The 21,218-nt window shown below is 51.8% G+C and carries 19 protein-coding genes; 9 read left to right on the forward strand and 10 right to left on the reverse strand.

Annotated elements, in window-relative coordinates; translation table 11 throughout:
- The first annotated feature begins 16 nt into the window (after nucleotides 1-16).
- The 4 genes from ACEW72_RS05450 (at nucleotide 17) to ACEW72_RS05465 (ending at nucleotide 4,022) form a co-directional block, all read left to right on the forward strand.
- Nucleotides 17-1,759, forward strand: coding sequence for an acetolactate synthase 3 large subunit (locus ACEW72_RS05450; RefSeq protein ID WP_373475366.1), 1,743 nt, complete (start codon nucleotides 17-19; stop codon nucleotides 1,757-1,759).
- Complete coding sequence (gene ilvN, locus ACEW72_RS05455; RefSeq protein WP_373475367.1) at nucleotides 1,759-2,274, forward strand: acetolactate synthase small subunit; 516 nt, start codon at nucleotides 1,759-1,761, stop codon at nucleotides 2,272-2,274. Before ACEW72_RS05450 ends, ilvN begins: the two co-directional genes overlap by 1 nt.
- A gap of 21 nt (nucleotides 2,275-2,295) precedes the next feature.
- A complete protein-coding gene (gene ilvC, locus ACEW72_RS05460; protein WP_373475368.1) occupies nucleotides 2,296-3,315 on the forward strand; it encodes a ketol-acid reductoisomerase in 1,020 nt (339 codons plus the stop codon).
- A 77-nt stretch (nucleotides 3,316-3,392) separates the two neighbouring features.
- Entirely contained in the window at nucleotides 3,393-4,022 is a 630-nt protein-coding gene (locus tag ACEW72_RS05465; RefSeq protein ID WP_373475369.1) for a YceI family protein, read from the forward strand.
- A gap of 122 nt (nucleotides 4,023-4,144) precedes the next feature.
- Here the strand turns inward: ACEW72_RS05465 and ACEW72_RS05470 are convergent, their stop codons facing one another.
- The gene (locus ACEW72_RS05470; protein WP_373475370.1) at nucleotides 4,145-5,116 is read right to left on the reverse strand and encodes an NAD(P)H-dependent flavin oxidoreductase; all 972 of its coding nucleotides are present in this window, start codon (nucleotides 5,114-5,116) and stop codon (nucleotides 4,145-4,147) included.
- Nucleotides 5,117-5,301: 185 nt separating this feature from the next.
- Between ACEW72_RS05470 and moaC the strand changes: the two genes are divergently transcribed.
- The 3 genes from moaC to lexA all read left to right on the forward strand — a co-directional run bounded on the left by moaC (nucleotide 5,302) and on the right by lexA (nucleotide 7,732).
- Nucleotides 5,302-5,778 (forward strand): cyclic pyranopterin monophosphate synthase MoaC, encoded by a 477-nt coding sequence (gene moaC / locus ACEW72_RS05475; RefSeq protein ID WP_373475371.1) that lies wholly within the window; start codon nucleotides 5,302-5,304, stop codon nucleotides 5,776-5,778.
- The gene (locus tag ACEW72_RS05480) at nucleotides 5,772-6,953 is read left to right on the forward strand and encodes a molybdopterin molybdotransferase MoeA (RefSeq protein ID WP_373475372.1); all 1,182 of its coding nucleotides are present in this window, start codon (nucleotides 5,772-5,774) and stop codon (nucleotides 6,951-6,953) included. The genes moaC and ACEW72_RS05480 overlap by 7 nt, the downstream gene beginning before the upstream one ends.
- A 92-nt stretch (nucleotides 6,954-7,045) precedes the next feature.
- Nucleotides 7,046-7,732 (forward strand): transcriptional repressor LexA, encoded by a 687-nt coding sequence (gene lexA, locus ACEW72_RS05485; protein ID WP_373475373.1) that lies wholly within the window; start codon nucleotides 7,046-7,048, stop codon nucleotides 7,730-7,732.
- Here lexA and ACEW72_RS05490 read toward each other — a convergent pair.
- Nucleotides 7,729-9,855 carry a ComEC/Rec2 family competence protein gene (locus ACEW72_RS05490; RefSeq protein ID WP_373475374.1) on the reverse strand — a complete coding sequence of 709 codons (2,127 nt, stop codon included), beginning with the start codon at nucleotides 9,853-9,855 and terminating at the stop codon, nucleotides 7,729-7,731. The genes lexA and ACEW72_RS05490 overlap by 4 nt on opposite strands.
- Before the next feature lie 300 nt (nucleotides 9,856-10,155).
- Between ACEW72_RS05490 and ACEW72_RS05495 the strand changes: the two genes are divergently transcribed.
- A complete protein-coding gene (locus tag ACEW72_RS05495; protein ID WP_373475375.1) occupies nucleotides 10,156-11,442 on the forward strand; it encodes a citrate synthase in 1,287 nt (428 codons plus the stop codon).
- A gap of 4 nt (nucleotides 11,443-11,446) precedes the next feature.
- Here ACEW72_RS05495 and ACEW72_RS05500 read toward each other — a convergent pair whose 3' ends face one another.
- The 4 genes from ACEW72_RS05500 to ACEW72_RS05515 all read right to left on the reverse strand — a co-directional run bounded on the left by ACEW72_RS05500 (nucleotide 11,447) and on the right by ACEW72_RS05515 (nucleotide 15,441).
- Complete coding sequence (locus ACEW72_RS05500) at nucleotides 11,447-12,796, reverse strand: sensor histidine kinase (protein ID WP_373475376.1); 1,350 nt, start codon at nucleotides 12,794-12,796, stop codon at nucleotides 11,447-11,449.
- On the reverse strand, nucleotides 12,793-13,764 hold the full coding sequence (locus ACEW72_RS05505; RefSeq protein ID WP_373475377.1) for a hypothetical protein: 972 nt from the start codon (nucleotides 13,762-13,764) through the stop codon (nucleotides 12,793-12,795). The genes ACEW72_RS05500 and ACEW72_RS05505 overlap by 4 nt, the downstream gene beginning before the upstream one ends.
- A gap of 50 nt (nucleotides 13,765-13,814) precedes the next feature.
- Nucleotides 13,815-15,035, reverse strand: a complete 1,221-nt coding sequence (locus ACEW72_RS05510) for a hypothetical protein (RefSeq protein ID WP_373475378.1) — start codon at nucleotides 15,033-15,035, stop codon at nucleotides 13,815-13,817.
- A 91-nt stretch (nucleotides 15,036-15,126) separates the two neighbouring features.
- The gene (locus ACEW72_RS05515; RefSeq protein WP_373475379.1) at nucleotides 15,127-15,441 is read right to left on the reverse strand and encodes an Hpt domain-containing protein; all 315 of its coding nucleotides are present in this window, start codon (nucleotides 15,439-15,441) and stop codon (nucleotides 15,127-15,129) included.
- 289 nt (nucleotides 15,442-15,730) lie between these two features.
- On the opposite strand from ACEW72_RS05515, the gene ACEW72_RS05520 reads away from it, so the two are divergent.
- A complete protein-coding gene (locus ACEW72_RS05520; RefSeq protein ID WP_373475380.1) occupies nucleotides 15,731-17,812 on the forward strand; it encodes a hypothetical protein in 2,082 nt (693 codons plus the stop codon).
- Between the two features lies 1 nt (nucleotide 17,813).
- On the opposite strand, the gene ACEW72_RS05525 is transcribed toward ACEW72_RS05520, so the two are convergent.
- Genes ACEW72_RS05525 through ACEW72_RS05540 form a run of 4 tightly spaced genes read right to left on the reverse strand, consistent with a single transcriptional unit; the run spans nucleotide 17,814 to nucleotide 21,215 of the window.
- Complete coding sequence (locus ACEW72_RS05525) at nucleotides 17,814-18,089, reverse strand: DUF1467 family protein (protein ID WP_373475381.1); 276 nt, start codon at nucleotides 18,087-18,089, stop codon at nucleotides 17,814-17,816.
- Nucleotides 18,086-19,729 carry a ribonuclease J gene (locus tag ACEW72_RS05530; RefSeq protein WP_373475382.1) on the reverse strand — a complete coding sequence of 548 codons (1,644 nt, stop codon included), beginning with the start codon at nucleotides 19,727-19,729 and terminating at the stop codon, nucleotides 18,086-18,088. The genes ACEW72_RS05525 and ACEW72_RS05530 overlap by 4 nt, the downstream gene beginning before the upstream one ends.
- On the reverse strand, nucleotides 19,726-20,511 hold the full coding sequence (locus tag ACEW72_RS05535) for a type III pantothenate kinase (protein WP_373475383.1): 786 nt from the start codon (nucleotides 20,509-20,511) through the stop codon (nucleotides 19,726-19,728). Before ACEW72_RS05535 ends, ACEW72_RS05530 begins: the two co-directional genes overlap by 4 nt.
- A gap of 14 nt (nucleotides 20,512-20,525) precedes the next feature.
- Nucleotides 20,526-21,215, reverse strand: a complete 690-nt coding sequence (locus ACEW72_RS05540; RefSeq protein WP_373475384.1) for a biotin--[acetyl-CoA-carboxylase] ligase — start codon at nucleotides 21,213-21,215, stop codon at nucleotides 20,526-20,528.
- Nucleotides 21,216-21,218: the final 3 nt, after the last annotated feature.

Consider the following 21,218-nt stretch of genomic DNA (forward strand, 5'->3'; position numbering starts at 1 on the left):
CGAACAGGACAACAAAGTGCCCGAAAAATCCGGTGCGGAAATATTGATCGACTGCCTCATTGAACAAGGGGTGGATACCGTGTTCGGATATCCGGGCGGGGCGGTTTTGCCGATCTATGATGCCCTGTTTCAACAGAAAAAGATCAAGCATGTTCTTGTCCGGCATGAGGCAGGCGCCGCCCACGCGGCCGAAGGCTATGCCCGTTCCACCGGCAAACCCGGCGTTGTCTTGGTAACCTCCGGCCCTGGCGCGACCAATGCGGTAACAGGCATCGCCGACGCGTTTATGGATTCCATACCGATGATCGTGCTGACGGGTCAGGTTTCCACCACCCTGATCGGCACTGATGCCTTTCAGGAGGCCGATACGGTCGGCATCACGCGCCATTGTTCGAAGCACAATTATCTGGTGAAAGACCCGGCGGACCTTGCCGCCACAGTCCGGGAGGCGTTTACCATTGCAACCAAGGGCCGCCCTGGTCCGGTTGTCATCGACATTCCCAAAAATGTGCAGGTCGCCACCGCGCGGACTGACATCAAAAACAATGCGCCCAATCGTTTCCATGCGGCGGGTGAAGCGGACTATGTGGCGATCAACAAGGCGGTGGATTTGCTCGCCAATGCCAAGGCCCCGATTTTCTATACCGGCGGCGGCATTATCAATTCCGGCCCGCAAGCCAGCGCCGCTTTACGTGAACTGGCCGAATTGTGCGGTGCACCCGTTACCTCCACGTTGATGGGTCTGGGCGCATATCCTGCCTCTGGCGACGCATGGCTGGGGATGCTGGGAATGCATGGCACCTATGAAGCCAATATGGCGATGAACCAGTGCGACGTCATGTTCTGCCTTGGCGCGCGTTTTGATGATCGGGTCACCGGTCGCCTGGATGCTTTTTCGCCGGACAGCTTCAAAGTCCATATCGATATCGACCGGAGCTCCATCAACAAGACAATCCGCGTAGATATGCCGATTATCGCCGATGTCGGCACCGCTATCCAGCAAATGATCGATGTCTGGAAAGCCCGCAAGTACAAGCCGCAGCCGCTGACCGAATGGTGGACGCGGATAAAGGGCTGGCGCGCGGTCGAATGCCTGAACTACCCCGCCAGCACAGCCGAAATCATGCCGCAGTTCGCCATCGAACGGCTGTATGCCGCAACGAAGGACAAAGCCCCGATCATCACGACCGAGGTTGGCCAGCACCAGATGTGGGCGGCGCAGCATTTCCACTTTGATGCCCCCAATAAATGGCTGACCAGCGGTGGCCTTGGCACGATGGGCTATGGCCTGCCCGCCGCCATCGGCGCGCAAATGGGCCATCCCGATGCGCTCGTCATCGACATTGCCGGTGAAGCATCGATCCAGATGAATATCCAGGAAATGGGCACCGCCACCCAATATCGCCTGCCGGTCAAGGTCTTCATCCTCAACAATGAATGGATGGGCATGGTCCGCCAATGGCAGGAACTGACCTATGAAAGCCGCTATTCCGAAAGCTATTCGGACAGCCTGCCCGACTTTGTCGCGCTTGCCGAAGCTTATGGCTGGAAAGGCATACGCTGTGAAAAGCCGGAAGAACTGGACGCCGCCATCGCCGAAATGCTTGCTTATGATGGCCCTGTGATGTTCGATTGCCGCGTGTCGAAAACAGCGAATTGCTTCCCGATGATCCCGTCGGGCGCAGCGCATACCGAAATGATCCTGAATTCCGATGAAGTTTCGGGCACGATGGACGACGAAGCGAAGGCGCTGGTATAATGCATATCAAGGAAGAAATCTCCGAACGGCACGTCCTTACGCTGACCGTCGATAACGAAGCCGGAACATTGGCCCGGATCGCAGGGATGTTCACATCGCGCGGATATAATATCGACAGTTTGACCGTGGCCGACATTAGCGAAGACCATACGACAAGCCGGATAACCATCGTCACCAAAGGGCCGCCGCCCGTCATCGACCAGATTATCGCGCAATGTGAGCGTCTGGTACCCGTGCACAAGGTTACCGACCTGACCGAGGCCGGCCCCCATGTCGAACGCGAACTGGCGCTGGTGAAAGTAAATGGATCGGGCGACCAGCGGGTGGAAGCCATGCGACTGGCCGACATTTACCGCGCCCGCGTCATTGACGCGACGGTCAGCAGTTTTATTTTTGAAATCACCGGCGGACCGGCCAAGATCGACACCTTCGTCACATTGATGCGCGAAGTCGGCCTGGTCGAGGTTGGCCGCACCGGAATTGTTGGCCTGATGCGGGGCAGCGAAGCGAGTTAAATATAAGGGAAAGCTAATATCATGAAGGTTTATTACGACGCCGATTGTGACCTCGGCCTCATCAAGGACAAGAAGATCGCGATTGTCGGCTATGGCAGTCAGGGTCATGCCCATGCACAGAATCTGCGCGACAGCGGCGTCGCGGACGTTGCCATCGCCCTGCGCGCCGGTTCGGCCACCGCAAAGAAGGCCGAAGCCGCCGGTTTCAAGGTATTGGCCAACGCCGACGCGGCGGCATGGGCGGACATTTTGATGATCCTTGCACCAGACGAGCATCAAGCCGCGATTTATGTGGACGATCTGCACGCCAATATGAAGCCCGGCGCGGCGCTAGCCTTCGCCCACGGTCTGAACATCCATTTCGGGCTGATCGAACCACGCGCTGATGTCGATGTCATCATGATCGCCCCAAAAGGCCCCGGCCATACTGTGCGTAGCGAGTATCAAAAGGGCGGCGGCGTCCCTTGCCTGATCGCGATCGCGCAAGATGCTAGCGGCAACGCGCATGATATCGCCCTTGCCTATGCCAGCGGTGTTGGCGGCGGACGCAGCGGGATTATCGAAACCAATTTCCGCGAAGAGTGTGAAACCGACCTGTTTGGCGAACAAGCCGTGCTATGCGGCGGCATCACCCATTTGATCCAGGCCGGGTTCGAAACCCTGACCGAGGCGGGATATGCCCCTGAAATGGCCTATTTCGAATGCCTGCATGAAACCAAGCTGATCGTCGACCTGCTTTATGAAGGCGGGATCGCCAATATGCGCTATTCGATCAGCAACACCGCTGAATATGGCGATATCACCACCGGCCCGCGTATCATCACCGATGAGACCAAGGCCGAAATGAAGCGCGTTCTGGCCGACATCCAGTCTGGCCGCTTCGTCAAGAATTTCGTGCTCGACAACCGCGCCGGTCAACCCGAACTGAAAGCTGCGCGCAAGGCGGCTGCGGCCCATCCGATTGAGGCGACCGGTGCCCAATTACGCGCCATGATGCCGTGGATCGCAAAGAATAAGTTGGTCGATCAGGCGAAAAACTAAACTCTATCGAAGCTTGACTATTCAAGGGGAGGCATCAAAATGGTGCCTCCCCTTTTTATTTTTTTGGAGCATCCCCCATGCGTAAACTTCTTCTCGCTTTGCCCCTCTTGGCCGCTGTTCCCCTGATGGCACAGAGCGCGCCCCAAATGCCCGGCATCGCCGATGTTAGCCGCGTATCTGCCGGCACATACAAGACCGACCCCGGCCACACGCTGATCGGATGGCGGGTCAGCCATTTCGGCTTCAACGATTATTTCGGCATTTTTGGCGATGCCACCGGTACATTGGATATCGATCCTGCAAACCCGAATGCGGCCAAAGTCGACATCACTATTCCGGTCGGCAAGTTGACGACCGCCAGCGCTGGTTTGACCGGCCATATGCTGCGGGCGGGCAAAGATGGCGGCAAAGCCGACTTTTTCGGACCCACCCCTGCGGATGCCAAATTTGTTTCGACCAAAGTTGAAGCCAGCGGCATGACGGCAAAGATCACCGGCGATCTTACGCTGAACGGCGTGACAAAGCCGGTTGTGTTGGACGCGAAGTTTTCAGGTGCGGGAAATAATCCGTTCAACAAGAAAGCCACCGTTGGCTTCCACGCCACGACGACGATCAAGCGGAGCGAATTTGGCGTATCTTACGGCGTTCCGGTAATTTCCGACGACGTCGCGCTGGATATATCAGTCGCGTTCGAAAAGGCGTCCTGATCGATGTAGAGGACAGTCCCCAAGGGGACTGTCCCTTTAGGGACTGTTCCCCTACACCCCTGAAACGAGTTTAGGGTGACGGTGAGGGGTAATCATATAAGCAGTGTTTTCAACGCAAAACCTTACCCGCGATACACCTTGTCCAGATTGGCTTTTGCCGCGCGATATTCGCTTTCCAGCTGGTCGACAAATTCGGCCACGGTCTTTACCGCCTTGACCGCGCCAATACCTTGGCCGGAACCCCATATGTCCTTCCATGCCTTGGCTTCGCTATTGCCGCCGGAACCGAAGTTCATGGTTGAAATATCGCCTTTGGGCAGGTTTTTGGGGTCCATTCCGGCGCGCTCGATTGACTGGCGCAGATAGTTGCCGCTGACGCCGGTGAACAGGTCGGAATAGACAATGTCGTCGGCCTTCGCCTCGACGATATTATCCTTATATCCGTCAACCGCATTGGCTTCCTTTGTCGCGATAAAGGCGCTGCCGATATAGGCAAGGTCAGCCCCCATTGCCTGCGCCGCCAAAACCGATGCACCATGTGCGATCGACCCCGACAAAGCCACCGGCCCGTCAAACCATTCGCGGATTTCGCGCATCAACGCAAAGGGCGAAGTTACACCGGCATGGCCCCCGGCACCTGCCGCCACCGGAATCAGGCCATCGGCACCCTTTTCAATCGCCTTGTGCGCGAAACGGTCGTTGATGACATCATGCAACACGATCCCGCCCCAGCTATGAACCGCTTTATTCAACTCTTCCTGCGCGCCCAAAGACGTAATTGTCACCGGCACCTGCCATTTGCCGCACATTGCGATGTCTTCTTGCAAGCGATTGTTAGATTTGTGCACGATCTGGTTGACGGCATATGGCGCGGCCGGACGGTCGGGATTGTCGCGGTTATGCGCGGCCAGTTCCTCGGTAATCTGGTGCAGCCATTCGTCAAGCTGGCTTGCCGGACGGGCATTCAGCGCGGGAAATGATCCGACGACGCCTGCCTTGCACTGCGCGATCACCAATTCGGGACCCGAAACGATGAACAATGGGGAACCGATAATCGGCAGACGGAGTTTGTCAAAAATTGCCGGAAGAGCCATAGGTCGAATCCTCTCTTAATTGCGTGTTTAATTGCCGGTTAGCCACAGCAAACCGCCGCTGTCAAATGACGCTTTGGTGGTCCGCCGTGCCGTAACGGCAAAGAACAGGTGTGACGTTATGCCCCGTCGCAATTGGCGTGACAGGCCCCCTCGACTTCATGCCCCGCCCGATGCAATAAGCAGATATGACAAAACTGACCCATCTGGATGACACAGGCGCTGCACATATGGTCGATGTGTCGGCCAAGGCCGATACCGTTCGCGAGGCCGTTGCCGAAGGCCGCATTTCAATGTCACGCGACGCGCTGGATGCAATACGCGAAGGCACCGCCAAAAAGGGCGATGTATTGGCCACCGCGCGCATAGCCGGCATAATGGCGGCGAAGAAAACGCCCGAGCTCATTCCATTGTGCCATCCGTTAATGCTGTCGAAAGTGGCCATCGATTTTGTATTTGAAGAAAGCGGCATCCGCGTTACGGCTCTGGTCCGGCTGACAGGTCAGACCGGCGCTGAAATGGAGGCGATGACCGCCGTTTCGGTAACGCTGCTCACCATATATGACATGGCCAAGGCGATCGATAAGGGCATGGTTATGTCGGGGATACAGCTTGTGTCGAAGACGGGTGGAAAATCCGGCGAATGGAGCCGGGCCGGATGCTAAATGTAGACGAGGCACAAGCCCGCTTATTGGCTTTGGCCGATCCACTACCCCCGATCAGCAGGCCGGTTGCCACCTGCGTCGGCCATTATCTTGCCGAACCGGTCATTGCACAACGGACGCAGCCAGCGGCGGATCTATCGGCGATGGATGGCTATGCATTTCGCTTTGCCGACCTGCCCGGCCCTTGGAAGGTTATTGGCGAAAGCGCGGCGGGGCGGCCCTTTTCCGGCGATGTAGGTCCGGGCGAAGCGATACGGATATTCACCGGCGCGCATCTACCAAAAGGTGCCGACAGCATTTTGATACAGGAAGAAGCAACGCGTGATGGCGGCGCACTCACCCTCACTGGCGACGGGCCACCCCACATCGGCGCGCATATCCGGCGCAAGGGCAGCGATTTTTCAAAAGGCGATGCACTTTTGGCAACAGGCGAAAGGTTGAACGCAGGGGGCATCGCGGCCGCGGTTATGGCCGGATTTGGCGCACTGAATGTCGGCGGACGTCCCAAAATCTCGATAATCGCCACGGGCGACGAATTGCGACCGGCGGGCGTCGCGTGCGATGATGCCCATATTCCTTCGTCCAACAGCGTCATGTTGGCGGCGATGCTGGCGTCCCTGCCCTGTGACGTTGATGACAGGGGCATTGTTGCCGACAGGCTGGATGATGTTGAGGCAATGCTGCGGGCGTGCAGCGGTTCCGACATCATAGTGACCAGCGGCGGCGCATCGGTGGGTGACCATGATCTGGTTCAACCCGCATTGCGTAATGTCGGTGCCGAGATCGATTTCTGGAAAGTCGCCATGCGGCCGGGTAAGCCGTTGATGGCGGGGCGGCTCGGGACATCGGTTGTGCTGGGGTTGCCGGGGAACCCTTCTTCAGCCTTTGTTACCGCTTTTCTGTTCCTGTTGCCCTTATTGCGACATCTGGCGGGGTGCAAAGCGCCGTTTCCAGAAGTTTTTACCTTGCTTGATGAATGCGAACTGCCACCGCCCGGCGCGCGCACGGAATATTTCCGCGCAAAGATACATAATGGTTATATATCAGATATTTATGGACGTGACAGCGGCCTGATAACACCGCTTTCCCAAGCCAATGCCCTGCTTATCAACCCCCAACAAAACCCGCTCCAAGCTTCAGCCGAGTCAACAAAATACTATCATCTGCTGGATTGAGTGTTGGGAAAGACGGGTATTTATTGTTCTTGACTTGATCCAATATGTTCCCTAATCGTTCCTGCCATGTTCAACACATCGGGAACACGATAATGCTCACCGCGAAACAACATGAATTGCTTCTTTTCATTAACCAGCGCCTGGAAGGCAGCGGTATTTCTCCTTCTTTTGAAGAGATGAAGGAAGCTCTCGACCTGAAGAGCAAGTCAGGTGTGCACCGATTGATCGGCGCGCTCGAAGAACGTGGCTTTATCCGGCGGCTTGCCAATCGTGCCCGCGCACTCGAAGTGATGAAAATGCCCGAAGGCGGGGGTAGCAGATCGGCAACGATTGCCAAGCTCACCCCTGCCATCGCTTCGAACAAAGCGCAGGTCAATTTGCCAGTGGCCGCCAATGACGTTCTTGAAATTCCGTTGCATGGCAAAATTGCCGCCGGTGTTCCGATTGAGGCGCTTGAGGGGCAGAGCTCGCTTTCGGTGCCAATGGCTTTGCTGGGCAGCGGAGAGCATTATGCCCTCGAAGTTTCCGGCGACTCCATGGTCGAGGCAGGCATCTTGGATGGCGACTATGCCCTGATCAAGAAAGCAAACACCGCGCGCGACGGCGAAATTGTGGTCGCACTGGTTCGTGGTGAAGAAGCAACGCTGAAATATCTACGCCGTGATGGCCAAAGGATACGGCTTGATCCGGCCAATCAGGCATATGAACCGCAATATTTCGAAGCACACGAAGTTGAGGTGCAGGGCAAGCTTGCGGGACTGTTGCGGCGCTATCATTAAGGGGCGTCTGCCAGCGCCTTTGCGGCGCGGGCGGCCTTTACCCAAGGATAATGGGCGTTGTTGTCATTAACGGTTACAAGCCTTTGTTGCGGTAAATAGAAGGCCAATCCGCCGGTTTCTGCCAACATCTTCCTATCGGCCTTGATCCATTTAGGTCGACATGAAGATGGCAGCCATCGGTCGCTGATGACAATATCAACCCGCTTACACGCCGCCGCCATTTCCATCGCCGGTATCGGGTAAGGTGTTCGGGTAGCAAGAATGAGCCAGCGCCGTTTGTCACGGAGAATCGATATGATACAGATATCGTCCGAACATCGCGCCCCGGGCCATCGTTCGATCGCGATAGGCTCGGCCGATGTTCCCACCTTCTCCAAAAGCATATCCCGCGCAAATTCCCCAACCCGCGACCGCAACAAGGATACATCACCATTGGCATCGGCAAGCGCCAGATGCTGGCCATCCCCTGTAACCAATATATCAGGTCGCGGTGCCAACACCATCGCGATAAATCCGGCTACCAGGGGTAAAAGCCCGAAGAAACGCAAACGGCTTTTCAACAATCCGGTAATCAGCGCGCCCCCTAGAATTGCCAGAAACGCCCAGAAAGGCATGGCAGGCAACATCGTGACAGCGCCCGGCAATGCGCTAAAATATCGCGCAATCATCAATATGGCTGCGACGCCCTGCCCCGCAACCCACCAAAATGGCGCTCCTAATCCTGCGATATCCGCAATCAAAGCCAACGCTTGCGCTGGCATTATAATGAAGGTGGTCAAAGGAATGGCGATAACATTCGCAAGCGCGCTATACATTCCGGTGCGATGGAAATGGAACAAGGCAATTGGTGCCAGTACCAGTTCTATGGCTATGCCGGTGACGACCAAAGTCACCAATCCGCGCGCCATACGGACGATGAAATTCTCCTCTTTTATTGCTGCCCATTGCATCATCCACGGCGTTTCATGCAAAAGCAAAATAGTTGTCACCGCTGCAAAACTTAGTTGGAAACTTGGCCCCGCCATAGATTCTGGCCAGATCAGCAATATCACGCAGGCTCCAAAGGCAACCAGACGAAGCGTCAACGCATCGCGACCCAAAGCCATTGCCAGCAGGATAAGAAGTGCCGCAATACACGACCTGATCGTTGGAACCTCTGCGCCTGCAAGCAACGTATATGCAACCGCGCCCAACGCAGCAAAGCTCGCAGATAATAATGGAACGGTAAGCCGAAGGGCGACAGAGGGGATTAACGATAGAGTTCTATTACTCAGAAGAAACAGGAAACCCACAACCGCGGTGACATGCAAGCCGCTGATGGATAACAAATGCGCCATGCCGCTGTCTCGCATGGCCTGGGCGTCGACCGGATCGATATTCCCTTGATCTCCGGTAATCAAAGCAGCCCCCATTTCGCCAGTGCCATTGGGCATTTGGCTTATAATATGTCGGGTCAACGTGGTTCGAATGTCACCGATAAATACACCATTTTCAGAGCTTTTATAAACCGAAACCGGGCCTATCGCGCTTCCTGTAGCGCCGATTTGTTGAAACCAGGCACGTCGTGCAAAGTCATATCCGCCGGGCAATGCCGGTCCAGCCGGCGGCATGAGACGGGCGCGCGTATGGACAATGGCTCCGACCCTGAAATTCTGCTTTTCATATTGCTCGGGCTTAAGGTTGATCCGGATTTTCCGCGGCAGATTTTGAAGGCTTCCAGTATCCAACTCAAGCCGGACAACGTCGCGTGCACCGAGTATTTCTACTTTTGCAATTCGTCCATACAGCGAACCAACCCAGATTTTTCCCAAAACTGGCGCCGCTACCTGTTCCGACTTTATCGCGATTGCGCCGTAGCCGACCGACAGAGCTATGCCGGCGACAAAAAGCGAATGGCCCAAGCGGCCGGCAAGTCCAAAATATATTCCAGCAACCGAAACCGACCAAAATATCAAAAAAAGCGGGGTAATTCTGTCCGTGCCTGTGAGTTGCCAAAGCCCAATCCCTATGCCGATAAGCACAGGCAGCCAAAGCGAAAGCCGATCGCGCTCGATATTAAGCCAACGCTCAACCCTATCGATTCTACGATTGGGATGGATGAGATTCCCGCGACGTTCGCTCAAATAATTACGGAAAAACCCAATCATGTCAGAAGCGTAGCATCTATGTCACAGATAACAAATATAGCAACGGTGATGCTAAATGCTTTGCCTTGACGACCGTGTAATTTCACACCATTGCCAACAAATAACAAAGCCCGTTTCGGCGATTGGAATAGTGGCATTTGAAAAGCCTAAAGCACATATATCTGGCGTTTTTGACGCCTATTGACGAAAATGGGAACTGGTTTGAAAAACAGATTGAACCAGTTGTATTAAATAGAGACACCGGGCGGACCGGGTGGGAAGTAATGGAGTTTGAAAATGTCTGAAAACAATGCAACGCTGACAATTGGGGATAACAGCTACGCACTGCCTATTATGAAGGGCAATGAGGGACCTGACGTTCTCGACATCCGAAAATTATATGGCGTTTCTGACCATTTTACTTTTGACCCGGGCTTTACTTCAACAGCAAGTTGCGAGTCTGCCATTACGTTTATCGATGGCGACAAAGGCATTTTGCTTCACCGCGGATATTCAATTGAGGAGCTTTCGGAGAAATCCAGCTTCATGGAAGTTTCCTACCTTTTGTTGAATGGTGAGTTGCCTAGCAAAACGCAGCTTAGCAATTTCAGCCACACTATTTCTCGGCATACGATGTTGCATGAACAACTTGCCACTTTCTATCGCGGTTTTCGCCGTGACGGCCATCCAATGGCGATCATGTGCGGTGTTGTCGGGGCTTTATCGGCATTTTACCATGACTCAACCGACATCAGCGATCCAACCCATCGCATGATTTCGAGCCACCGGTTGATCGCCAAGATGCCGACAATCGCAGCGATGGCTTATAAATATTCAATTGGTCAGCCATTTCTTTATCCAGACAATAGCTTGTCTTACACTGGCAATTTCCTTCGCATGACATTCGGGGTCCCTGCAGAACCTTATGTTGTAAATCCGGTCATTGAACGGGCTTTGGATCGCATATTCATTTTGCATGCAGATCATGAACAGAACGCTTCGACCTCCACCGTGCGTTTGGCTGGTTCTTCTGGCGCAAATCCTTTCGCATGCATTGCCGCCGGCATCGCTTGTCTCTGGGGACCAGCACATGGCGGGGCCAATGAGGCTGCCCTTAACATGCTTCGCGAAATAGGCACACCCGACAGAATTCCGCATTACATCGAACGCGCAAAGGACAAGAACGACCCTTTCCGCTTGATGGGCTTCGGGCATCGCGTCTATAAAAATTACGATCCTCGTGCGACGGTAATGCAGAAAACTGTTCGTGAGGTTTTGACTGAGTTGAAAGTTAGTGATCCAATTTTTGATGTGGCGCTTCAGCTTGAAGAAATGGCTCTGAATGATCCCTATTTCATCGAGAAAAAATTGTTCCCCAACGTCGATTTTTATTCGGGAATAATCTTGTCGGCCATCGGTTTCCCGACCGAAATGTTTACAGTATTGTTCGCCCTTTCGCGGACCGTCGGCTGGGTCGCGCAATGGAACGAGATGATTTCTGATCCAGGCCAGAAAATTGGACGTCCGCGCCAACTCTATACAGGTCCGCAAATGCGCCCTTACCCGTCATTTGACGATCGTTAATCAGTCAGGAATTTGGAAGGCGGAGGACGAATTTAGCTCCACCGCCTTCTGAATCTGTAACAAAAAGATCGCCGCCCATCGCGCACGCCAATCGACGGGAAATATAAAGACCAAGACCACTACCACCGTCTCCAGATCTTCCAAGTCTTTCAAATTTTTGAAAAACTTTTTCACGGTCAGCGCCGAATATACCTTTTCCCTGATCACTAACTGTCACTATCGCATATTTATCAGCCGTCTCGGTTTCGATAGTTATAGCTGTCCCGTCCGACGAATACCGTATAGCGTTGTTAACCAAATTTAACATAATTTGTAACGTCCGCCGGAACTCGGCGATTGCAACTACATTAGTATCATCGGCAGGTGTATTGATTTTAATACGATGATCCGCAGCTTTTAGCGCGAGCAATCCCGCAACTCGCCGCGCAACATCGCCCAATTCAATCGTGTCGCGGGCCGTTTGAAAGTCGATTCTTTCGACAGCTTCCAAATCACCGAGATCATCAACCAAAGCAGATAAATGCCGCGCTGCATTGGCTATATCCCTGGCGTAAAGTGCATAATTTTCTCGTATTGGTCCCTGCAATTCTCCGCCAATAGTTTCAGCATTGGCAATAATTCGTCCCAAAGGTTGCCTCAGTACCGGTGCCAAATTCTTACCAAAAAGATTGCCCGCAACATCGCCGTAGTTCGCCTCAACGATCGACAACGGTTTTTCGTAAAGTGGATCGAATCGAAGTCGAAATCCAAAAACAGCCTGCCGCTCGTCATCGATGATATCGCCGCTAACATCGAACGCTCTCCCGTCTGACTGCCGCTTTATTTGCATTGTCTTGATGCTAACTCCAGTGGACAGGGCGGATATAAGGTTTGCTAATGGAACTCCGTTCTCAAAGATATTGGTCAGCACTTCCACACCATTTTTACCAAAGTCGGAGGGCACCAAACCATGTGCAGCAATTCCTTTGGCGCTTATCAAGCGCCCATGGCGGTCAAATACCATCTGGTTTTCGATGCTGTCGGGCATCGATGTGAGTATCAAATTTCTTTTGTTTAAAACTGGCAATGCGCGCCAACTTAAAATCGAAACCTTCGCGAATTGCAGTGTGGGATGGACTTCAATCCAAAGTTCCAAATGGTCTTCATTGTCTGCAACACGCACGGCGCGAGAAAGCTTCATTTGCAAATTCAAGGATAGCTTCGCCAATTTGGCGATGGCGGGCACGGCGATCGCGCCACCCTCTACTCCGCCGGCCCTTTGATTCAATCGCAAAAAAGCTTCGTCAGCTCGCAGCAACTTTCCATCATTGTCAATTTCACCTGAAATAGGCTGGGTTAAATTCGGTCCACTCATATCGTCTTCCCGGACGCGAGATATTGCGACCTTTCTGACGCCCAGTAACTAATTTCTTCCAAAGCAGATTCGCGCGTAACTTCCGCGTAGCTAGCCTCAAAAATTCCAAAATCATGCGCCGAAGTACGATTGCCACTAAATAAGAGCATATTGCGAATGGCATGGTCTTTATCAACAGCGCACGCGGCAAGCATTAACGCGTAAGGAGCAGAGGATTGTGCATTTAATAAATGTAAGACATGGTCATAATCCAGCTCCAAATGGGCGGACAAAGCAGCCACATGCAAGCGAAGACCCGCAACTTCTGGGTGAAGAAATTCTTCAAGTTCAACACCACGGGTGAAATGCACAATTTTTCTTGCAGCATCCAGCGCTCGATCCGCTTCCGAATATTGCGATATGAGAAACTTTGTTGAAGCGATGATTTCTGGGTTCCTGCCGCCATTAACAATTTCCAGCGCTGCAACAACTCTCCAGCATAACTTGTGTAATAATTCAGGGGGTAACCCAAGGAAACTATTGCCCGATCCGAAACGATGCAAGCTTTCCGCTGCTAACAAAGTCTGCGCTGAATCTGCGATGTGACTCTCGGAATTATCCAGTAATTTCGTGGCAAAAGTCGCGATTGGAAATTCCAAACACGACTCGAGACGGTCTTCTGCGACCCGCGCCAATGTAAAGTCGATTAAGTCTGGCTCTCGCAAAAACCCTGAGGACGCCAATATTTCCCATGTGATTGACATGCGCGAGTGAGCATTTGGAATTAACTTTTTTTCCAGATCCGATACCAGCTGGATCAGCTTAGTCGACACCTTGCTAATGATTGCATCAGTTGGAGGATTTAGCGCTTTTGGAAAAATAATTGCCGCTACATCTGTGCACATGGCATGGATATCGCGAGCATGGCTTGCTGCGAGTTTAGATAACCCAAAATTTTCGTTAAAACCGTGATCCAACGGAATTTCCAAGCTGATTTCAGCGACAATGGTAACCGTTAAAGGTTAACGTCGTTTTAAGTCTAATCATTCTTTACATGTTTTCTTTCAGATAGATGCCGTCCTGCGATAAGGAGTAAAAGCTGCGCCAAAACTACGGCTTTTATCCCGATTGAAAATACAGACATCAAAGCTGCCAAAATCAAACAAATAACGATAAGCGAAGGCGAAAGAAGTAACGCTTTGACCCAATGAGGCAAAGTCAGACTTCGTGCCAGAATGGCCAACCCAATGACTACTGCCATAAACGAAATCGTGTCTGAACTATAGTAGCTGAGCGAATAAGAGACCACTAAACCAGACGTACACAATATTAGCCAGAATATACGATCAGGCCAAGTTCGATTTTTCAGATCAAAATCGTTCCCTTGAACAACAAAATCAAGATAATTACAAAATAGGCAACCAAGTGCCCCGAAAAGTGCCAAGATCGGTAAGTCGAAAAATGCCAATGCGAGGCACACTAATGAAAGTATGATACCCGAGAAACTAGAAAGCGACAAAAAATTGTCGTTTGACCAGATTCTAAGTGCCAACAATTTGGCAAAGGGTGCATAAAAGGTCCGTTCCACCCATCCGCTTGATACCTTTGATCGAAAATTGAGAATCAGGTTATTTAGCTCGTGTGCCTTGGCTTTGCTGTTTATTTTAGCGATGGCCCTATTTTGCAGGTGAACCTGCGGAACCATCAGGAATTCCAACTTCTCTTGGACTGCCTGGCGAAGCAATGAAGAAACTAAATTCCAATCATCGGGCAACTCTTTCATTTTGAAAATGACTTCTGCATTCATCGCAGCAAAGCCGGCCCAACGGGTATTGAGATCAATTCGTTCAAAGTCCGCATTTTCTTCGCGGCTGTCAATTGCCGCAAGAAATGCTGTTTTATGAGCCATGAGATCGGCGATGAGTTCATCAGAATAAAAATGATCCTCTGCCTGAATAATTAATCGCATCCCAGGCCGAACCAATTCCCGAAGATCATTTATATTTCGTGCAAACTCAAGAGACAGTCCTTCTCGCCGAAACCGATCAACCATTGCAAGAAGCGCACCCGACACATTGTCTACTTCAATTATGAAAAACGAACATCCTGCTCTTCTGAGCGCCATCAACTGAATTTCTAATAAGCAATTCCCGGCCACCCTGATAGGCTCAACCGTATTGTGCGTGGAAGATTGCTCTGCGGTGGCATCTGCTGCCGAAAGAAGGGCGACTAAATTATCTTGATGAAAAGTGACCGGCATTATCAAAACTGATATGGGCTACGGACCCGCATTGCCAACAATATTATTTACAGCGCCCTGAAAGCAAGACAACTGAGAATGTACTTACCAGCTACAATAGAATTTCGTGGGTCTCAATTTCGCTGATTGCCGCAACTATTTTACGTAAAACGACCGGATCTCCGGGTGCACCGTCCACCGCCTCGTCCGCCAATACCATTAGCCGGGTTGCCCCAAAACTTGCGGCAAGACCTTTTAGTCGCCAACTTGTATATTGCCAGTTTGCGTCACATCGCGACCGGGTGAGCAGGCTCAATTGCCACTTAGCGCTCTCCACAAAAGAAGCGCGAAGTTCAGCAATGAGATCATCATTTTCGCCGGCAGCAGCCTTTAATGCTGTGTCAAAAGAGCCATAATCCATAGACATTCAAAACTTATAACGAACATAGAGTTAACTTTGCGTTTCCCTGTGGATAAAATATGGTAAACAGGATTTTATGACTGCACGATCAAAAATTGTTGGCCTGACAAGGCCGATAGAAGCGACCGAACTGGCAACAGATTTGCCATACGCTGAAGGCATAGCGGACGGGTCCCCTTTCATTACGGACGCGGACCTCGAAGGTGGCGATCTCCAATCTGATTGGGACTATCCCAATTCAAGTGCAAGCAGCTGGAAGGAATATATAATTCCATTCATTATCCTTGCACTTTCAGTGTCCTGGACCGCCTTTTTTGCTTTTGTATATTATGCAGAAGTGTCAGGTGGACTTGCGATAGAACGCCTGGTTTATCTGGCCAGTATGTGGGCGACGCCTATGTTGTTTTTGGCGGTTGGCTGGTTACTTACCATGCGGCACAGCAGCGCTGAATCAGTCCGCTTTGGCAATGTCGCCCTTTCTTTGAGGCAGGAGAGCATGGCTCTTGAGCGCAGAATGCGGACCGTCAATGAAGAAATTTCCATGGCACGTCAATTTCTGGCGCAAAATGCGCTTGAATTGGAATCCGTTGGAAAAAGGTCATCCCAACATTTGATTGAAGCGGCCGGAATATTGGCCGAGGCCTTGGCCGACAGCGACGAAAAGGCCAAGACTTTGGAAACGGTCAGTAATGCCGCGACGACTAATTTAGAGCAGTTACGCAAACATTTGCCTGTCGTCACCAGCGCCGCCAAGGATGTGACAAACCAGATCGGTAGCGCAGGAAGCAATGCGCAGCTTCAAATCAAACTTTTAATTTCCGGCCTGGAGCGCATCAGCGAAGCCGGCATTTCGACGCGGGAATACATCGACCAGGTTGGTTCTCGTGCCGATGTTGTTTTCGAGAAACTCCACAAAATATCTCGTGAGAGTGCAGCAACCTTGGACCTTGCAAGTACCGAGAGCGAAAAACGGGCAGTTGTGTCAGCGGAACTTTTAAGCGGCGCCGCCGAAAATATGGTTCAAAAAGTTGGATCCACTCTAAATAATCTGGATCATTTCGTACAAGAAAGCGCGGAGAAAATCGGCAAAAATATATCTGAGGTCGAAAAGAGTCTCTCAGGACTTTCCCAACAATCGGAGGAAGAGAGAGGTCGGATTTTTGCTATTATTGGCGAAGTTGAAAAGCATTTAGGATTGAGCTCGGCTAGAATTACGGAAATTGACCAGGCCGCGACAGACCAGACGGCGAAGTTGGCGTTTGCCGTTTCCGCGCTAAGCGAAAGCTCACGGGCCGTAGGCGCTGATTTGAACAATAATCAGCATATAACGCAATCACTTATGGAGCTTTCAGGCCGGCTGTTAGCCGCCTTAAATGCAGTTAACGAGGAAATATCCAACAAAATCCCGGCATCAATTGCTATGATGGACACAAACTTTTCCGCGGCAGCAGAGCAACTTAGCGTCGCGTCAAATAGTGCGGGTGAACTTGATTCACTCAGCGAAGCACTGATCGACAAAACAAATATCCTTGGCAGCTTGATACATGACCAGCGCGAAAATGTTGAAAAAATTATGGCGGAAAGCGACGCACATTTTGTTGCTCGCCACGAACAAGTGGAAACACTTACTGCCGCACTTGCCGAAACGCGCACTGTACTTAACGCGGTTACGGAGGAAGCACAGTCCAAGTTGAACGACTCGCTTAACGGTTTGCGTGAAACTACAAAAAAGGCAGCTAGCGACAGCCGCGAGATCATAGATGCAGAGCTTGTTCATGTGGCAGACCGGTTGATTGAACAAAATCAACTGTCACTGGCCAAGGCCATCGACGGTCAAATCAAGTCAATGAATGATCTTGTTCAAACCGCCGTTGAACGAAATCTGTCCTTGTCTGAATCTTCGACTATCGCACTTACCTCGCAGATAAAGGAGCTAGACGAGCTCGCAAACAATCTCGAAAAGCGGGTTACCGAGAGCCGTAACAGCTTTGAAGGAATTGACGATGACAGCTTTTCTAGGCGGATGGTTTTGCTAACTGAATCATTGAATTCCACGTCTATTGACGTTGCCAAGATACTTTCCAACGAAGTTACAGATACCGCATGGGCCGCCTATCTAAAGGGTGACCGGGGCGTTTTCACTCGCCGAGCAGTTCGACTTCTGGACGCGGGTGAAACGCGAACTATTGCAACTCACTATGGACAGGACGCTGAATTTCGAGAGCATGTAAATCGCTACATTCATGATTTCGAAGCAATGATGCGGGTTTTACTTAGCACGCGTGATGGCAATGCAATTTGTGTGACACTGCTGTCATCTGATGTCGGCAAGCTATATGTCGCGTTAGCACAGGCGATAGAACGACTCCGCAATTGAATTAGGTATTAGGCGGTGAAATAAGAAAGTCAAAGCTATCGCGTGTTATCCAACCATAGTTATAGTTCGCATAATAAAGAGCAAAAAGCACGGCTGAAAGAATTGTTGTTCTTAGTATAATCACGCCGGGACGGAAATTTCCGGGCGCGCTATCTGCCTGACCGGGTATTGTTTCCAGACCCAATTCTTCATGTGTTTTTACGCCTATTGGCAATATTACAAAAGCGCTCATCACCCAAAAAAGCAGATAAATCGCAATGATCGATGTCAAGCTCATGCCGTTTCCAATATCATAACATCCACAATCGGTTTTTTGCCGGTCCAGCTGGTCGCAACGCGGCGGACTGCTAATCTTACAGATTCTCGCAATTTTTCAAAGTCGCCCTTGTTTTCGCGAACCGCTTTAACAACAGCGTCGGTTGCATCATCAATGAAATCGGCCAAATCTTCTTCGATAGGAATTCCATGCAATCGTATTTGAGGATTACCCAATAATCGATCGTTGCCATCCAATGCGAACGCGACAGATATCAATCCATACCAGGAAAGCTTCCGCCGTTCGTTGATAGTGGCACCATCGGCCGAGATAATAGTGTCACCGTCGAGTATCAATCGACCCGTCCGTTCTTTTCCTACAATTTCAGGTTTTCCGGGAGCAAGGCGCACTACGTCACCATTGGATTGGACCAGCGTAGTTTTTACACCATGTGCTTTAGCAAATCTGGCCTGTTCCGCCATATGACGACGTTCACCATGTACAGGAACCAATACTGACGGCCTAATCCAATCATAAAGCATTGCCAATTCAGGCTGCCCTGGGTGACCGGATACATGCACATGCGCCTGCTTTTCGGTTACGGTTAGAATGTTTCGCTCGGCAAGTTTGTTCATGATGACACCAATAGCGATTTCATTCCCGGGTATCTGTTTTGAAGAAAAGATAACGGTATCACCCTCTTCCAATTTAACCGGATGGTTGCCATCCGCAATCCGCGCCAGTGCAGCGCGCGCCTCACCCTGCCCGCCAGTTGCAACGACCATGACATCCTTAAGTGCCAGCCCGTTAACAGACTCCATATCGACCGTCTTTGGTAGGTCTTTCAGGTAGCCATTGGCTTGCGCGGCTTCGATAATGCGGTGCAAGGACCGGCCTGCGAAGCATAGGGTCCTGCCGGTTTCACGCGCGACTTCACCCATTGTCTGCAAACGCGCTGCGTTCGAGGCGAATGTCGTCAACAGCACACGTCCCTTTGCCGCCTTTACAGATTTCAAAAGATCCGCCTTCACACTGCCTTCGCTTCCGCTATTACCTGAATTAAACGCGTTGGTTGAATCGCATATCAGGGCCAATATACCGTCATTGCCGATCGCTGTGAGTTGTTCGGCGGTGGAAGGCATACCGATAACCGGTTGCTCGTCTAATTTCCAATCGCCGGAGTGAAAAACCTTACCATATGGGGTTGATATAACACAGGCACTCATTTCCAGTATTGAGTGCGCCAGCGTGACGAACTGAAATCCGAATGGACCCAGATCGAAACTGCCTTCCATCGGGACAACATTGAGTTCGACGCTGTCGGCGATACCTTCTTCTTCCAGCTTGCCGCGTATAAGTGTCGCAGTGAAGGGCGACGCGTATAGCGGCACGCCAAGATCAGCGGCGAAATAGGCAACAGCGCCAATATGATCTTCATGCCCGTGCGTGAGAACTATACCCAGAAGATCGTCTTTACGCTGCTCGATAAAATCCAGATCAGGCAGAATTAAATCGATGCCAGGATATTCTGAATTTGCAAATGTCAGGCCGAGGTCAACCATAACCCATTTGCCCTGACATCCATATAAATTGACGTTCATGCCTATCTCGTTCGACCCGCCCAGTGCGAGGAAAAGAAGTTCATTTTTCGGGGTAGTCATATTTTCTTTTCTCGATTCCTGTATAAATACGCCAGCCCCCGCAGCGTCAAATCCGGTTCTACCCGGTCAAATAAATGGCCATGTTGCTGAAAAAGAATGGCAAGACCACCGGTAGCGATGACCGTAACCGGATTGCCAATTTCAGCCTTCATCCGTGCGATCATCCCTTCGATCATCGCCACATAGCCCCAATAGATACCAATCTGCATTTGTCCAACAGTTGTCGTACCAATTACACTTTCATTCGGTGGCGGTTCGATTGCAATACGCGGCAACATAGCGGCAGCGGCATAAAGTGCATCCAGACTGAGATTAACTCCGGGGGCAATGCTGCCGCCGCGATACGATCCATCTGGGCCGATATAGTCAAATGTTGTTGCGGTACCAAAGCTGATAACCAACTTATCCCCTGTGGCAATAGCCTGGGCAGCGATTGCGTTTACGGCGCGGTCCGCACCAACGGACTTTGGTTCAGCTACCTGTAGCTCAATGCCCCATTCCATTGTGCCACGCCCCGCGACCAAAGCTTCACAACCAAAATAATTAACGGCCAATAATTGCAAATTGTGCAGCGCGCGTGGTACCACTGTGGCAATAATGACCGCGTTGACGTCACTTCTTTGGAAACCCGACATCTGGATCAATTGATCGAGCCAAACCGCATATTCGTCCGCGGTACGACGCGCGTCGGTGGCTATGCGCCAGCGCTTCACAAGCGCCCCGCTTTCGTCGACCAGCGCGAATTTAACGTTGGTGTTGCCGGTATCAATTGCGAGCAGCATAGTCAGTCCTCTGCTTAAACAAGAAAAACATCGGCAGCATGAATGGCATGGATCGTCCCATCCGCCAAGCGAAGCTGAAGCGCACCCTCTGCTGTTAGCCCGGCGTAAAGTCCTTCTTCACGCTCGCCATTGGGCAATTGCACCGAAAGCGCCGTTCCGACTGGATGGGCCGCCTTTTGCCAATGGGTCGTCAGCGTTTGAACACCATATTGACGCCACCGCCCCATCCAGATTGCCATGTTAGAGGCTAAAATCTCGGTGACGGCCTGCGGATGTGGCGGCAGGATGACGAGCGTCTTGAGATCGGTGGTAAGTCGCCCCGGAATCTCGGGTGACGAAGTCAGATTGATGCCAATGCCGACCACAACCGCGTCGCCTTTCCGTTCAAGCAATATGCCACACAGCTTTGCACCGTCGGCGGAGAGCAAATCATTGGGCCATTTGATCTGCACCGCGCATTCCGGCGCGATCAAGTGAAGTGTATCGTAAACCGCCAAGGCAGCGACAAAAGCCAATGTGGGAGCCTGTGGGTCGGAAGGTTGCAGACGAACTATCGTGCTGGCGAACACATTACCGGCAGGACTTTCCCAGTTGCGTCCCATACGCCCACGGCCGCCGTCCTGCGCATCGGCACGTAGCCAAAGACCCTCCGGCGCTCCTGCGGCCGCGCGTTGCAGCAGGTCGTCGTTGGTCGACCCGGTCAATGC

It is taken from the genome of Sphingorhabdus sp. (assembly GCF_041737645.1).
Taxonomy (GTDB): domain Bacteria; phylum Pseudomonadota; class Alphaproteobacteria; order Sphingomonadales; family Sphingomonadaceae; genus Sphingorhabdus_B.